This is a genomic window from Rhodococcus sp. NPDC056516, from assembly GCF_042794655.1.
GTDB lineage: Bacteria > Actinomycetota > Actinomycetes > Mycobacteriales > Mycobacteriaceae > Rhodococcus_F.
Window position 1 is genome coordinate 580,146 of sequence record NZ_JBHTTG010000005.1, and the last position, 14,696, is coordinate 594,841.

17 protein-coding genes are annotated in these 14,696 nt (G+C 62.9%); 10 read left to right on the forward strand and 7 right to left on the reverse strand.

Annotated features, from left to right (window positions below):
* Nucleotides 1–17: 17 nt before the first annotated feature.
* The 3 genes from ACFQ6Y_RS18545 to ACFQ6Y_RS18555 are packed head-to-tail and all read right to left on the reverse strand — an operon-like array spanning nucleotide 18 to nucleotide 2,338.
* Nucleotides 18–1,274, reverse strand: a complete 1,257-nt coding sequence (locus ACFQ6Y_RS18545; RefSeq protein WP_378536091.1) for an MFS transporter — start codon at nucleotides 1,272–1,274, stop codon at nucleotides 18–20.
* Nucleotides 1,275–1,297: 23 nt separating this feature from the next.
* The gene (locus tag ACFQ6Y_RS18550; protein WP_378536093.1) at nucleotides 1,298–1,741 is read right to left on the reverse strand and encodes a MarR family winged helix-turn-helix transcriptional regulator; all 444 of its coding nucleotides are present in this window, start codon (nucleotides 1,739–1,741) and stop codon (nucleotides 1,298–1,300) included.
* Nucleotides 1,742–1,774: 33 nt separating this feature from the next.
* The gene (locus tag ACFQ6Y_RS18555) at nucleotides 1,775–2,338 is read right to left on the reverse strand and encodes a TetR/AcrR family transcriptional regulator (protein ID WP_378635622.1); all 564 of its coding nucleotides are present in this window, start codon (nucleotides 2,336–2,338) and stop codon (nucleotides 1,775–1,777) included.
* 88 nt (nucleotides 2,339–2,426) lie between these two features.
* Here ACFQ6Y_RS18555 and ACFQ6Y_RS18560 point away from each other — a divergent pair, with 88 nt between their 5' ends.
* Nucleotides 2,427–3,107: a lysophospholipid acyltransferase family protein gene (locus ACFQ6Y_RS18560; protein ID WP_378448531.1), complete on the forward strand. Its 681-nt coding sequence runs from the start codon at nucleotides 2,427–2,429 to the stop codon at nucleotides 3,105–3,107.
* A 49-nt stretch (nucleotides 3,108–3,156) separates the two neighbouring features.
* Nucleotides 3,157–3,870: a lysoplasmalogenase gene (locus ACFQ6Y_RS18565; RefSeq protein ID WP_378635625.1), complete on the forward strand. Its 714-nt coding sequence runs from the start codon at nucleotides 3,157–3,159 to the stop codon at nucleotides 3,868–3,870.
* Between the two features lie 4 nt (nucleotides 3,871–3,874).
* On the opposite strand, the gene ACFQ6Y_RS18570 is transcribed toward ACFQ6Y_RS18565, so the two are convergent.
* Nucleotides 3,875–4,318 (reverse strand): hypothetical protein, encoded by a 444-nt coding sequence (locus ACFQ6Y_RS18570; protein WP_378448530.1) that lies wholly within the window; start codon nucleotides 4,316–4,318, stop codon nucleotides 3,875–3,877.
* A 34-nt stretch (nucleotides 4,319–4,352) separates the two neighbouring features.
* Here ACFQ6Y_RS18570 and ACFQ6Y_RS18575 point away from each other — a divergent pair, with 34 nt between their 5' ends.
* From ACFQ6Y_RS18575 to ACFQ6Y_RS18595, 5 genes are all read left to right on the forward strand, one after another.
* Entirely contained in the window at nucleotides 4,353–5,135 is a 783-nt protein-coding gene (locus tag ACFQ6Y_RS18575) for an SDR family oxidoreductase (RefSeq protein ID WP_378536103.1), read from the forward strand.
* 67 nt (nucleotides 5,136–5,202) lie between these two features.
* Nucleotides 5,203–5,802, forward strand: a complete 600-nt coding sequence (locus tag ACFQ6Y_RS18580) for a DUF6636 domain-containing protein (protein ID WP_378635628.1) — start codon at nucleotides 5,203–5,205, stop codon at nucleotides 5,800–5,802.
* Nucleotides 5,802–6,494: a TrmH family RNA methyltransferase gene (locus tag ACFQ6Y_RS18585; protein WP_378536107.1), complete on the forward strand. Its 693-nt coding sequence runs from the start codon at nucleotides 5,802–5,804 to the stop codon at nucleotides 6,492–6,494. The genes ACFQ6Y_RS18580 and ACFQ6Y_RS18585 overlap by 1 nt, the downstream gene beginning before the upstream one ends.
* 57 nt (nucleotides 6,495–6,551) lie before the next feature.
* Complete coding sequence (locus tag ACFQ6Y_RS18590; RefSeq protein WP_003944321.1) at nucleotides 6,552–7,673, forward strand: glycoside hydrolase family 76 protein; 1,122 nt, start codon at nucleotides 6,552–6,554, stop codon at nucleotides 7,671–7,673.
* An 11-nt stretch (nucleotides 7,674–7,684) separates the two neighbouring features.
* On the forward strand, nucleotides 7,685–8,428 hold the full coding sequence (locus tag ACFQ6Y_RS18595; protein ID WP_378635632.1) for an alpha/beta fold hydrolase: 744 nt from the start codon (nucleotides 7,685–7,687) through the stop codon (nucleotides 8,426–8,428).
* Here the strand turns inward: ACFQ6Y_RS18595 and ACFQ6Y_RS18600 are convergent.
* Nucleotides 8,355–9,422: a GNAT family N-acetyltransferase gene (locus ACFQ6Y_RS18600; protein WP_378635637.1), complete on the reverse strand. Its 1,068-nt coding sequence runs from the start codon at nucleotides 9,420–9,422 to the stop codon at nucleotides 8,355–8,357. The two genes, ACFQ6Y_RS18595 and ACFQ6Y_RS18600, sit on opposite strands and share 74 nt — an antisense overlap.
* 6 nt (nucleotides 9,423–9,428) lie before the next feature.
* Between ACFQ6Y_RS18600 and ACFQ6Y_RS18605 the strand changes: the two genes are divergently transcribed.
* Entirely contained in the window at nucleotides 9,429–10,781 is a 1,353-nt protein-coding gene (locus ACFQ6Y_RS18605) for an LLM class flavin-dependent oxidoreductase (protein WP_378548566.1), read from the forward strand.
* A 44-nt stretch (nucleotides 10,782–10,825) separates the two neighbouring features.
* The gene (locus tag ACFQ6Y_RS18610) at nucleotides 10,826–11,953 is read left to right on the forward strand and encodes a GTP-binding protein (RefSeq protein WP_378635642.1); all 1,128 of its coding nucleotides are present in this window, start codon (nucleotides 10,826–10,828) and stop codon (nucleotides 11,951–11,953) included.
* Nucleotides 11,954–11,964: 11 nt separating this feature from the next.
* On the opposite strand, the gene ACFQ6Y_RS18615 is transcribed toward ACFQ6Y_RS18610, so the two are convergent.
* Complete coding sequence (locus ACFQ6Y_RS18615) at nucleotides 11,965–12,627, reverse strand: DedA family protein (RefSeq protein WP_003944306.1); 663 nt, start codon at nucleotides 12,625–12,627, stop codon at nucleotides 11,965–11,967.
* 29 nt (nucleotides 12,628–12,656) lie between these two features.
* Entirely contained in the window at nucleotides 12,657–13,400 is a 744-nt protein-coding gene (locus ACFQ6Y_RS18620; RefSeq protein WP_378536116.1) for a VTT domain-containing protein, read from the reverse strand.
* Between the two features lie 203 nt (nucleotides 13,401–13,603).
* Between ACFQ6Y_RS18620 and fbaA the strand changes: the two genes are divergently transcribed.
* On the forward strand, nucleotides 13,604–14,641 hold the full coding sequence (gene fbaA, locus ACFQ6Y_RS18625; RefSeq protein ID WP_021343256.1) for a class II fructose-bisphosphate aldolase: 1,038 nt from the start codon (nucleotides 13,604–13,606) through the stop codon (nucleotides 14,639–14,641).
* The last annotated feature ends 55 nt before the right edge of the window (nucleotides 14,642–14,696 follow it).

Below are 14,696 nucleotides of genomic sequence, written 5' to 3' on the forward strand. Positions count from 1 at the left end.
CAACCACTCACAGGGGGTTAGTCGCCGACGGTTACGGCGAGTGCTTCGTCGACGCTGTGCGGCGCGGGATCGTGGTCGTCGACGTGAGCGAGGACTTTGCGTCCGCTCGACAGGACGAACACGGCGGCGAGGGTGAGAACCGCGCCGACCCAGAACGGCATGTGGACATTGGATTCGCCGAGCTTGCCGGCTACCCACGGGGCTGCGGCTCCGCCGACGAATCGAACGAAACTGTAAGCGGCCGAGGCAGTCGACCGTTCCACGGGAGCCGAGATCATGACGGTCTCGGTGATGAGTGTGTTGTTCACGCCGAGGAACAATCCGGCGAGGACGACGCCCACGATCAGAACGATCTTGTTCTCGGTGAAGAGAGCCATCATGCCCAGGTCGAGTGCGAACAGTGTCAGTGCCAGCATCATCATCGGCAGTGTGCCGAAGCGACGTTGCAGGCGTGGGGCGAGGAAGACCGACGAGATCGCCAGCATCAGACCCCAGCCGAAGAAGATGAATCCGATCGCGTACGCCCCCATGTCGAGGGGGAACGGGGTGTACGCGAGCAGGGTGAAGAATCCGTAGTTGTAGAGCAGCGCGGTGATGGCGACGGTGAGTAGTCCGCGGTGTCGCAGCGCCTGGAAGGGCGCGGCGATCGACGTGTGGTGTTCTGGCTTGGGTGCGCTGGGAAGCATCACGACGATGAGGATGAAGGCAACCGCCATCAGGGCTGCGACGCCGAAGAACGGTGCGCGCCAGCTGATGTCACCGAGAACCCCGCCGACCAACGGTCCGACCGCGATGCCGATACCCAATGCGGCCTCGTAGAGAATGATCGCGCGTGCGACACCGCCACTGGCCGCGCCGACGATGGCCGCGAGTGCCGTTGCGATGAAGAGCGCATTGCCGAGTCCCCATCCTGCACGGAATCCGACGATCTGCCCGATGGTGCTGGAAGCGCCTGCAAGAGAGGCGAACACGATGATGATTGCGAGGCCTACGAGGAGCGTCTTCTTGGCGCCGATGCGGCTCGAGACCACACCGGTGATGAGCATCGCGACGCCGGTGACGAGCATGTAGCTGGTGAACAGGAGTGAAACCTGGGACGGTGTGGCGTCGAGTTGTTCACCGATCGGCTTGAGGATCGGGTCGACCAAACCGATGCCCATGAAGGCGATGACGCTGGCAAAGGCTACCGCCCACACCGCTTTCGGTTGCTTCAGGAGGCTCGGCGGAGCCTCGTTCTGGTGCGTTGATGTCGCGGTCGTGTTGCTCACGGCCACCTCCTTTTTCAGTGGTGGGTATTTCAGCTGGGATCGGAAGTTTTGATGATGGAACGTAATTCGGCCAATCCGTCAGCCAGCTTCTTGATCTGTTCGGGCTCGAGCTCGACGAAGTGGGGGACGAGGGCGTCGGCGATCTCGTTTCGGCCTTCGTTCAGGATCTTTCGCCCCTTGTCGGTCATGGCGACTCGCACTGCCCGGGCGTCCTCCGGGTCGGCGCGGCGTTCGACGTAACCGTGTTCGCCGAGTTTGCGCAGTAGCGCGGTGGCGGAAGGTTGCGAGCATCTGTCGAGGCGGGCGAAATCGCTGATCCGCATTTCGCCGTACTCCTCGAGGAGTGAGAGTGCGCGCAGCCAGGCGCGTGGGTACTGATCGGACGCGAACGAGCCTGCCAGCTTCGCGAAGCGGTGCGTATTGCTCACGAGGTCGACGAGTAGGTCATGCAGTTGCTGCTGGTCATCTGCCACGAGAAATATTATTGCATAGGTTAACTATGTAAATCAACGAGTGTGTGGCAGATGATCCGTCACGGTCGCGGTGACCAGCGCGGCGATGTCGAAGTCTGGGGCGACGAGCGCGAGGCTTCGATTTGCCGCCAGCACTGCGACGCCGTGGGTTCCCGTCCAGATGCTCAGTGCGGAGGTAGTGGGATCGGACGCTTTTGCCGCTTCGGTCAGTGTCCGGAGAGCTGTGAAGAGGGGGAGTGAGGACTCTCGAAGGTTGCTGCCCGCACCCTCGAGGAGATCGTGGCGAAACATCAACTCGAACATCGCCGGCCGCTCCTGGGCGAATGACACGTATTCGATTGCGGCCGAGATCAATCGGTCGCGTGCCGATTGTTTGCCGGTGAGGATGGGATCGAGCCTGTCGGTGAGGTCGACAAGCCCATGGAAGGCGATCGCGGCGAGCAGGCTGTTGTGCGTCGGAAAGTATCTCCGCGGGGCTCCGTGCGACACGCCCGCCCGACGCGCTATCTCCCGTAGCGTCAGTTCCGTGGGGCCGTCGGCATCGAGAATCTCGACGCCGGTGGCGACGAGCGTTTCGCGAAGGCTGATGACGGTCATAGAAGACAGTGTCTACTATTGCGGACGTAGACAGTGTCTACCCGCGTGTGGAGACGGTTCTCGGTGATGTGCAGAGAGGTGATGCCCAGTGCTCTATTGGTTGTTCAAATTCGTCCTGATCGGCCCCGTCCTGTGGGTGTTCGGGCGACCGACGATCGAGGGCCAGCACAACATCCCCAAGAAAGGGCCGGTGATTCTCGCGGGAAACCATCGGGCAGTCGTCGACTCGTTCTTCCTGGTTCTCATGGTTCGCCGACGCATCACCTTCGTCGCGAAGAGCGAATATTTCACCGGGACCGGTGTGAAGGGCGCGATGCAGCGCTGGTTCTTCGGCGGTGCAGGCCAGGTGCCGATCGACCGTAGCGGCGCCGACGCCTCCCGTGCGGCGTTGGACACGGCCATCGGGATTCTCGACAAGGGCGGCGTCTGGGGGATCTACCCCGAGGGAACACGATCACCCGACGGATGCCTGTACAAGGGAAAGACCGGAGCGATTCGTGTCGCCCTGGAAACCGGGGCGCCGGTCATTCCCGTCGTCGTGCACGGCGGCGACGCCGTCAACCCGCCGGGTACGCGGATGTGGCGCTTCAGCAAGGTCCGGATCACGGTAGGGGAGCCGATCGACTTCTCGCGATATCGCGAACTTCGTGGCTACCAGGCCGTCGTGCGCGCGGCGACGGACGAATTGATGACGGTGCTCTGTGAGCAATCGGGGCAGGAATACGTCGACGTCTACGGCGCGGACGTCAAATCCGGCGATGCCGCTTGAGTGACCCAGTACGGTCGCTGTTGGACGTGTAACCAACAGGAGGATTGTGATGGCGGGCAAGTGGGGCATCGAGCACGCAGTTTTTGCGGCGGCGACGGCAGCGACCGTGGCCGGGGCAGTAGTCGGTAACGAGCGGGTTCAGCAGATCGCGAAGCCGTTGATCGCACCCGCCCTGGCTGCCCGAGTGCTGCGCAAGCGTTCGGAGACGGAAACCGCCGATACCGCACTGCTTCTGGCCGGCCTCGCCGCTGCAACCGTCGGCGACGTGTTCATGATCGACCCGGACAACGACGCCCGCCTGATCAAGGGAGCGTCGTCGTTCGCGGTGATGCAGGCAAGTTACTCAGCGCTCCTGCTGCGCCGCGGCGCTCGCCCGACCCGCGCTGCACTTCGGCCCCGCATCAGCGGTTGGTCGACGGCGTCCGGTCTGCTCCGTGCCAAGGCGCCGAGCGTGTCGACGCCGCTGACCGGATACGGATTGATGTTGGGAACCACCTCGACGTTGTCGGCGGACCCAGCTCTGGCGCCGCAGGCGAAGGCCGTGCTCGACCTGGTCGTTCCCAACAAGGATCGACGCTCCTGGCTCGGTTTGGGCGGAGTGCTCTTCACCGCGTCCGACGGACTGATCGTGGTTCGTCGACTGTTCATTCGCGGGACTGCGAGCCGCGCCGCTGCCGAGGGCGTGATCTTGGCGTCGTACGCGGGCGCACAGTTGATGCTGGTGGAGGGCATGTTGGCGCTGGGACGCAAGAAGAGCGTCTAGTTTTTCACGGGCACAGCATGATTCGGTCTCGGTTCTTCGGGTCCACCAGGACGGTGACCGTGGATCCGGGAGTGATCTTGTCTTTGTACTCGGGTCGGATCTCGTATTCGATCCGGCCCGAGTACGAGTCGGAGCCCGGAACCGTGAGATGAAGTGCGAGTTTGGCCAATTCACCGTCGACGGTTCGGCGCAGGGGAGTGACCGTGTCTATTCGTGCCCATCCTTCGAGGCCGTGCTTTTCGAGTTTGCGTTCGGCGCGGGTCGGGCGGTTGGCCCAGGCCATTCCGAATCCGAGAACCGAGCCGAAAGCGGCGAGCAGTCCGCCGATCTGATAGGGCAGAGTGCCAGGGGGAGTGTGCTCGACCAGCCATCCGAGCCACACCGCGAGCACGATCAGATACCCCACCGCAATGAAACACACGGTGTGTACGACGCGACGGTGATTCATCAGATTTCCTCCACATCCAGGATAGCCTGACCGCATGAGCGAACCGAACGTCTTCATCACCGGTGCTGCGGCGGGAATCGGGCGGGAGACGTCGCTGTTGTTCGCGCGCAACGGATACCGCGTCGGTGCGTTCGACATCGACGACGCCGGCCTTGCCTCCTTGAAGGCCGAGATCGACGGTTTCGGTGGCAGCGTCGTGACGGGAGTCCTGGACGTCACGGATCCGCTCGGCTGGGCGCAGTGCTTGGCCGAATTTGCCGGGGAGTCAGGGCGTCTGGACATCCTGGTCAACAACGCGGGCGTGCTCTCCTCGGGAAGATTCGAGGACATTTCTCTTGCGGCACATCGCCGAATGATCGACATCAATGTCACCGGCACCCTCAACGGCACGCACACGGCTTTTCCGTACCTCCGCGATACCGCCGGGGCGCAGGTGGTCAATCTGTGCTCCGCCTCGGCGATCTACGGCCAACCCGAACTCGCGACCTACGGCGCCACCAAGTTCGCGATCCGCGGCTTGACCGAGGCGCTCGATCTTGAATGGGCGCAGCACGACATCCGCGTACTCGCCCTCTGGCCCCTGTTCGTCCAGACGGCGATGGTCACGGGAATGGACACCGGTGCCACCAGATCGTTGGGCATCAAACTCACCGCCACCGACGTCGCCCAGGAGTTGTGGGCGGCCACGCGCGGCGCCGGACGCATCCACAAGGTTCACTACCCGGTCGGAACTCAGGCGAAGCTCTTCCTCAGTGCGTCGCGGTTCTCGCCCGCGTGGCTCTCACGGCTGATGAACAAGCGCGTCACCAGCACTTAGTCGGCCACACGATAGAGTGCACTGTCGGCTGTTGCGGGGCCAAAGTGACGTGTGTGGAGGTATTCGGGTGGTTCGTGTTCGGGTGGGGTTCGTGTTGTTGAGTGTCGGGTCGGTGCTCTTGCTTGCCGGGTGCGGCGGCGAGGCGGATTCAGCGCCGACGGTAGCGGCGCAGCCCAGTTCGGCCACCACGACCGCGGTGCCGACGACGACAACCACCGTCGCTCCCGTCGTCACCACGACCACCGAACCTCCGACCACGACACCACCGCCGACGACGACGCTGACGGACGTGCAGTTCGAGCGCAACGAGTCGTACTACTTCACCACTCCCGACGGGAACTTCCAGTGCGGCATCATCAAGTTGCCCACCAGAATCGAAGCCGGGTGCGAGGGTACGACCACCCCGGTTCCGCCGCGACCGGAGAGTTGCATGGTCAATTGGGGCAACGGCATTCGCGTCACCGACGAGGGTGAGGGTGCTTTCATGTGTTCGGGCGGTGAGGTGTACACGTCCGGCGGCCCCGACGCCGATCCGGTGTTGGCGGCCGGCCAACCGCTGAGCAAACTGGGTTTCACCTGCACGACCACCGCGACAGACGTCTCGTGTGTCAACGATCAGACCACGCACGGCTTCACGGTGGCTGCAAATTCCAACGAGGTGTTCTGATGACCGAAGTCGCTGCCGAAGATGTTTCCGGCGGGGCCGGCGAACCGGGACCCACCGAGTGGGGCGAGAACCCCAACGGCGTGGGGCCGTGGACCGAGGAGCACGACACGGAACCTCCCACCGACGAGCGCTACGACCCGGTACTTCTGGCCGAGGGTGATCGTCGAAACGTCTTGGACGAGTACCGGTACTGGACGAGGGAAGCGATAGTCGAGGACATCGACTCGCGTCGTCACACCATGCATGTCGCCATCGAGAACTTCGCGCACGACGCCAACATCGGCACGGTGGTCCGCACAGCCAACGCGTTCGCCGCAGCCGCTGTTCACATCGTGGGGCGTCGGCGCTGGAATCGGCGGGGCGCCATGGTGACCGATCGATACCAGCACATCGTTCACCACGCCGACATCGGCGAGCTCGTCGAGTACGCCCGTGAGAATTCACTCACGATCGTGGCCGTGGACAACACTCCCGGGTCGGTGCCGCTGGAGACTGCCAGCCTGCCGCGAGAGTGCATCCTGCTGTTCGGCCAAGAAGGGCCTGGGGTGACCGAACACGCGAAAGAGGTTGCGTCCATGACGGTCTCGATCGCACAATTCGGTTCGACTCGCAGCATCAACGCCGGAGTCGCGGCCGGCATCGCGATGCACGCGTGGGTCCGTGAGCACGCCGATCTCGCCGATTCCCGCTGATCCCGCTCACGTATTCCGGCTAGCGCGTAGCGCCTCGACCAGACAGGATAGATAGTTATGCAGGAAGTGTGGGCAGAGCGAGCCGATGCGGCTGAGGGCGCGATAGTCAGTCGTCACCTTCGGCGCCTGTGGGGGATGCCCCGAACAGCACTCGGCGTGGTTGCCTGGCCTGCAGTTCGGCGCGAGCGGATGTTCAAGCCGTGGCACTACTGGTGGCAAGCACACCTGCTCGACACTGCAATCGACGCACTCGAACGTGACCCGACACCCAAGCGTCGTCGCCGGGTGGCGAAGGTTGCCCGCAGTGTGCGGGTCCGCAACGTCTCGGCGTGGACCAACAATTACTACGACGACATGGCATGGCTTGGTCTATCCCTCGAACGTGCTCAACGCATGTTCTCGGTCGATCACCGGACTGCGGTCCAGGCGCTCGAATCGCAGCTCTTCGATTCGTGGTCCCCGGCCGACGGCGGCGGTATTCCGTGGTGCAAGGGCTCCGATTTCTACAACACCCCGGCAAACGGGCCCGCCGGAATCATGCTGGCGCGCACCGGAAAACTCTGGCGTGCGCAGGCAACAGCCGACTGGATCGACGAGACGCTGCGGGATCCGGACTCCGGACTGATCTTCGACGGTATCCGGCGCGACGGCACCCTCGAGCGCGCGATCTACTCGTACTGTCAGGGCGTCACGCTGGGGTTGGAAACCGAATTGTCGACGCGATTGGGCGAACCGCGTCACCGCGAGCGAGTCCACAAGCTGGTCGACGCCGTGTACGACGGCATGACCGAGTACGGAGTCATCACGGGCGGTGGCGGGGGCGACGGCGGATTGTTCAACGCGATCCTGGCTCGCTACCTCGCGTTCGTGGTGGTGAACCTGTCGTGGGAGACCCACGAGGACCTGCGAGCGCGAGAACTTGCAGCGCAGATCGTTCTGTCCTCCGCGGAAGCTGCCTGGAACAACAGACTGCAGATCGAAGGCCTGCCGCTGTTCGGGCACGACTGGACCAAGGATGCTCAGTTGCCGAGTCTGTCCGGCGACATCGCCACCTTCGCCGCCGGGACGGTGCGCTCGTCGAGTGTGCCCGAGCGAGACCTCTCGGTGCAGGTGGGCGGGTGGATGCTGATGGAAGCGGCATTTGTCGTCTCGGCGGCGGGATACCCCCGTAAGCGTTAGGGTTCTCCGTCATGGAATCCCGGCACGTGATCGACACTGACGGCGTTCGTCTTCACATCGACGTCGGTGGGTCAGGGTCGGACGTTCTAATTCTCTCCGGCGGGCCGGGATGCGTTCACTATCTTGCTCACGACGCGCTGCTTCCTGAAGGAATGCGTGCGTGGTGCCCTGAGCCGCGCGGGGTAGGCCGGTCCGGTGGCGGCGCTCATACGATGGCGCAGGCTGTTGCGGACCTCGAACTGGTCCGGCACACGTTCGAGATCGACAGCTGGGTAGTACTGGGTCACTCCTGGGGCTCCGACTTGGCTGTGCGGTACGCACTCGACTGCCCGGAATCGGTGTCCAGTGTCGTCGGAATCGCGGGGCACGGCCTCCACAAGGACCGGCACTGGTCGAAGCAGTACGAAGCGGGGATCGAGCCGGACCCGCAGATACCTTGGGAACCTGGTGTCTGGCAATCGCTTCAAGAATCGTTCATCGAATGGATCCATGAACCTCAGCTGTTTCGGCAGTTGGCCGACTCACCCGTGCCCATGACATTTCTCGCGGCGGCCGACGACATTCGCCCGTCATGGCCGTTGCAGCAATTGGCCGCGCTCGTGCCGAACGCTCATTTCGGGGTCGTCGACGGTGTTGCACACAACTTCTGGCAGTCTCACCCGGACCTGTGGAGGAAGGTCGTCACCGAGGCGTGTGCGATGCAATCTCCACCAGGATTCGCTCCGCAACGGTCTGGTATCCCAGTCTCCGATTGACGGTCAGCATCGGGTGGTTTTCCGCGTTCACCGTTGTGTAAATCTCTCTCAGCAAAGGAAATTCAGCTGCCAACACACACGCTTGTTGCTCCTTGACCCACTGAGCGAGACCGTGCCCGCGGTGTCGGGGGAGTACCACGGTGTCGTGCTGCGAAGCGTGGGTGCTGTCATTTTCGTCCACCGTCACCACTGTCGCTGCGGCTACTTCGCCGACGGCGTCGTCGACCGCGCAGCACACCAGGAGCACCTGAGAGCCACCGGTCATCTTCCGTTCCCACGATCTGAGCTCGTCGACTCCCCAATTACGTTCGGGCATCTGCAGTCCGGCGCCCGGTGCGTCGAGGAGTCGGTTCAATGCCTCCGAGAAAGAGTGGACAAATTCGTCCGGGGTTCGGTTGCGCCAACTGACGATTCGATAGCCGGGGCGGGTGCTGTCTGCGGTGGGAGGGCTGAGGTGCTGAACCTGGTTGGCCAGTCGAAGCAGCACGCGATGGCTGTCGAACTGCTGCAGGAAGTGTTCGGCTGCACTTCCCGTGCGCGCAGTCACTCTGATTTTGCGCACACCGTACCCGGCGATGTCGGCCTCGACGAGTTCGGCAAGTGCCCGTCCCGCTCCTCGTCGTTGCGCATGGGGACTCACGTACATCCGAAACTCCGCGAGATCGGCTTCCGCTGAATTTCTTCGCGCCTGGGCGATGCCGAGAACCTCGTCGGTGCCGGCGTCGCGTGCGACCCAACGCCACACGTCGACCGAATCGTCTTCGGTCTCGATCATTTTCGCCAGCGCGGTCGCTGTGGGCGACGCTCCGGAAAGGTGACGCTGGCCTTCGGAGAACACTTCGCACCATTGCCGAAGAACGGGTGATGTCCTCAGAGACGGTACGAACTCGGCTTCAACTACACAGGTCACCAATGCGACGATACCGAGCGCCCACTCGGAGTTGGAATCACACGAACCGTAACCCTGTCGGAGGAAGGTGGTTGTTGCCAGCATTCAGGCATGTCTGATTCCTCGCGCCAATTGAGCCTCAACGCGTTCATTCACCCCGCCGGCCATCACGAAGCGGCATGGCGGCATCCGTGGACAACTCCTGAGCGTCTGTTCGATGTCACGTACTTCCAGGAGATCGCGCGTACCGCCGAGGCGGCTAAGTTCGACGGAATCTTCTTCGCCGACGGTCCGGCATTGCGCAGCGACGTCGAGCACGGTCCCGCGGGGACGTTGGAGCCGATCACCTTGTTGACAGCCATTGCAGTGGCGACCGAGCGGATCGGTTTGATCGCGACGGCGTCGACCACGTACTACGAGCCGTACAACCTGGCTCGGCTGTTCGCCTCGCTCGACCACATCTCCAACGGACGCGCGGGGTGGAACATCGTCACCACCGGCACCGATCTGGCGGCAGCCAACTTCGGGCTGGCCAAGCATCCGGACCACGGTGACCGGTATTCGCGTGCACGGGAATTCGTCGACGCGGTGGTGCGGCTGTGGGACAGCTGGGAGGACGACGCGATCAGTCTGGACCGCGAGAGCGGAATCTACGCGGACAGAAACAAGATTCACGAGATCAACTACGTCGGGCGGCATCTGCGGGTGCGGGGACCGTTCAACGCACCGCGAACGCCGCAGGGATACCCGGTGCTGGTGCAGGCCGGTGCGTCCAACGACGGTCGTGCGTTTGCCGGTCAGTACGCAGAGGCGATTTTCACAGCGCACCAAAGACTTTCCGACGCTCAGGCGTTCTACACCGACATCAAGTCGAGGGCTGCTCAGTTCGGCCGCAACCCCGATCACGTCAAGATCCTGCCCGGAATCAGCCCGTTCATCGGTGACACCGAGGAGCAGGCCAAGGCGCTCGAACGGGAGTTCAACGAGCTGACTTCGCCGGAGTACGGGCTCGCGCAACTCGGTGCACTCACCGGGACCGATGTTCGGAATCTGGAACTGGATGCACCGGTTCCCGTCGAACTGTTCGCGGCTGCAGGCGATGTCACCGACAACAAGCAAAGCAGATTGCAGGTGATCGCCGGCATCGTCGAGCGCGAGCGTCCGACGGTTCGTGGCCTGCTTCATCGATTGGCGGGTGCTCGCGGACATCGGGTGTTCGCCGGAACCGCCGAGCAGGTGGCCGACACTATCGAGGAGTGGTTCACCAGCGGTGCTGCCGACGGATTCAACGTCATGCCGCCGTACTACCCGGGTGGACTCGAGATCTTCGCCGAGCGCGTGGTCCCGATCCTGCAGGATCGCGGGCTGTTCCGGACCGAATACTCGGGTACGACGCTTCGCGATCATTTCGGTTTGCCGAGGCCCGAGAGCCAGTTCTCGGGTAGTGCGTCCGCAGTGCAGTAGGCCCGATTCACGTTGTCGATAACGACAACGGTTATCATTAAGGGATGAAGCAGCTACCGGTAACTGTGCTGTCCGGATTTCTGGGCGCAGGCAAGACCACACTCCTCAACCACATCCTCGCCAACCGTGACGGTCGACGCGTCGCCGTCATCGTCAACGACATGAGCGAGATCAACATCGACGCGGCCCTCGTCGCGGGCCAGGGCCACCTCGATCGCACGGAGGAGAAGTTGGTCGAGCTGACCAACGGATGCATCTGCTGCACGCTGCGTGAGGATCTGATCGACGCCGTCGGAGCTCTGGCGCGAGAAGGACGGTTCGATCAGTTGGTGATCGAGTCCACCGGCATCTCCGAACCGATGCCGGTGGCAGCCACCTTCGACTGGGAATTCGAGGACGGCTTCAGCCTCGGCTCGCTCGCGAAGCTCGACACGATGGTGACCGTGGTGGATGCGTCGACCTTCCTCGGCGAACTGGCCAAAGGCGAACGACTCGACGAGCGCAACCTCGAAGCCGGGGAGGGGGACGGACGAAGCATCTCCGATCTCCTGGTCGATCAGGTGGAGTTCGCCGACGTCGTCTTGCTGAACAAAACCGACCTGGTGAGCCCGCGGGCGGCAGGAACCGTCGAGGCAACGCTCCGCAGGCTAAACCCCACCGCTCAACTGATTCGGACGGACCACGGAAAAGTCACCCTCGATCGCGTCCTCGAAACCGGTCTCTACAACCCGGCACTGGCTGCGCAGGTACCCGGTTGGGACGAGGAACTGGCCGGTGGGCATACCCCGGAAACCGAGGAATACGGAATACGCAGCGTCACGTATCGCGCCTCGCGCCCCTTTCATCCGGCCAGGCTCGAGGCTGCGCTCGGTCAATTCGCCGGCCTCTTGCGAAGCAAAGGATTCTGCTGGATCGCCAGTCGGCCCGAATTCGCCGCGATCTGGTCGCAGGCAGGCCCCAACCTCGTCATCGAACCGGCTCAACTGTGGGCGTCGGCGGCGGAGGTGCCAGGGCAGGAGATCGTGTTCATCGGAGTGAAACTCGACCCGGCGGCGCCGTCACGAATCCTCGATCCGGCACTGCTGACCGATGACGAACTACGCGAAGGACCGCGGGCCTGGACTCGCTACGAGGACCCGCTGCCGGCGTGGGACCAGAGCCACCTGCACTGAGCAGACAGCTTCTAGTCGAGGACCTCTTCGACCTCGACGTCTTCGGCCGGACGGGCCATCTCCTTGCGGTACTGCCAGATGCCCAACGCGGTACCGATGACCAAGCTGACCATCATCACGATCAGTACGGCGGGCAGCAACCACGGGACACGATCGAGGAACGAGCCTCCGTAGAAACCGAGCAGCAAAAGCACCGGCGCCCAGATGATCGCGCCGATGGTGCTCGCGATGGTGTAGCGCGTGTGGTTCATCTTGGCTGCGCCCGCGACCATCGGGCACAGGGTGCGCACCCACGGAACCCAGCGGGCAATCAGGACCGCCCAGAACCCGTGTTTTTCCAACAGGATGTTGACGCGATGCAGGTTTTTCTCGGTGAAGTACTTGCCGCCCTTACGGGCTTTGATGTGGTTGCCCGTCCGGTGGCCGATGACGTACCCGACCTGGTTGCCGGCAATGGCAGCGATCATCGCGCCCACCGACAACGCCCACACGTGGCCTGCACCGGACTCGTGGCCGGCAAGAACGATTCCGGCTGTGATGAGTAGCGAATCACCGGGGAGAAACAATCCGAGGATGATCGCGCACTCGATGAAGACGAACGTGACGACGATGATCCAGACCAACAGAGGCCCGGCAGTCTCGAGCGGGGAGAAACTGCCGGATGCGAGCGTCATCGTCGTCAGTTCTTCGCCTCGTTCTGCAATCAGGGGGTGGGGTCTTCGGGGACTGTCACCGTCGAATTATCCGTAGTGGAAGTATTCGCCGGTTCACTGCGTCTCGACGACAAAAGTCGCTTTCCGATTTCGAAAATGATCGGCAGAACCGACACCAGAACGATGCCGATGAAGATGATGTCGATGTTGTCACGGATGAAGCCGATCTGCCCCAGCCAGTAGCCGAGGAGCGTGACGCCTGCACCCCACACGATGCCGCCGACGATGTTGTAGGTCAGGAAGACCGAATACTTCATGCGCGAGGCACCGGCGACCAGCGGAGCGTACGTGCGCACGATCGGAACGAAGCGTGCCAGGAAGATCGTGATCGGGCCGTGCTTCTCGAAGAACGCATGCGACTCGTCGATGTACTTCTTCTTGAAGATGCGCGCGTCGTTGTTCTTGAAGAGAGCCGTACCGCCCTTGATGCCGATGTAGTAACCCACCTGATCGCCAAGAATCGCGGCGATCGGAATGGTGAGGAGCAGCAGCCACAGTGGTGCGAATCCTTCGACCTCACTGGCTCCGGAACCTGCCGCTGCAACCAGACCGGCCGTGAACAGGAGCGAATCACCCGGGAGCAGCGGGAACAACAGCCCTGATTCGATGAAGACGACCAGGAGGAGACCCAGCAAGAACCAGGTCCCGAACGAGTTCAGGAGATGGACGGGATCGAGGAAGTCCGGCAGCAAGGCCAGATTGGTCACGGATTCAGTTGCTGCCAGCACATTCACGGAGGCCAGAGTACCGGCCGAATCTGAGTGTTTCCCACCCCCGCAGGTAATCGCGTCGGTCTCGGTGGCTGATGCCGGGGTTGTACGACGGCCGAGACCGCAAAGAGACGTGGCGAGTAGGACTTGCCATACTGCTAGGACCACACGAAGCGCTTTCACATCGACGAGCGCTCCGAACGACACGTATATGGAGGACTCCCGCCGTGCCTATCGCAACTCCCGAGGTCTATGCCGAGATGCTTGGTCGGGCCAAGGAGCATTCCTTTGCCTTCCCCGCCATCAACTGTGTCGGCTCCGAATCCATCAACGCAGCCATCAAGGGTTTCGCGGACGCCGGCAGTGACGGCATCATCCAGTTCTCGACGGGCGGCGCCGAGTTCGGTTCCGGTTTGGGCGTCAAGGACATGGTCACCGGCGCTGTTGCGCTCGCCGAGTTCGCACACGTGATCGCGGCAAAGTACGACGTCACCATCGCGCTGCACACCGACCACTGCCCGAAGGACAAGCTGGACACCTACGTGCGTCCGCTGCTCGCGATCTCGCAGGAGCGAGTCGACGCGGGCCGTAACCCGCTGTTCCAGTCGCACATGTGGGACGGCTCGGCCATCCCGATCGACGAGAACCTGGCCATCGCCAAGGAACTGCTCGCCCTCTCGAAGGCTGCACGCATCATCCTCGAGGTCGAGATCGGTGTTGTCGGCGGCGAAGAAGACGGCGTCGAGGCCGAGATCAACGACAAGCTCTACACCTCGAGCGAAGACTTCGAGAAGACGGTCGACGCTCTGGGCATCGGCGAACAGGGCAAGTACCTGCTCGCTGCCACCTTCGGCAACGTCCACGGCGTCTACAAGCCGGGCAACGTCAAGCTCAAGCCCGAGGTTCTCGAAGAGGGCCAGAAGGTTGCCGCTGCCAAGCTCGGCCTGGCCGCCGGCTCTCAGCCCTTCGACTTCGTCTTCCACGGCGGATCGGGATCGCTGAAGTCGGAGATCGAGGACTCGCTGAACTTCGGCGTCGTCAAGATGAACGTCGACACCGACACCCAGTACGCGTTTTCCCGTCCGATTGCCGGACACTTCTTCTCCAACTACGACGGCGTCCTCAAGATCGACGGCGAGGTCGGAAACAAGAAGGCGTACGACCCGCGCAGCTACCTCAAGAAGGCCGAAGCAGGCATGACGGCTCGCGTCGTCGAGGCGTGCAACGACCTGAAGTCGGCCGGACGCTCGGTGTCCGCAGGCTGATCGGTTTCACAACTGAGCTTCACAGAACAAAATGCGCGCCGGCGAGGTTCGCGCC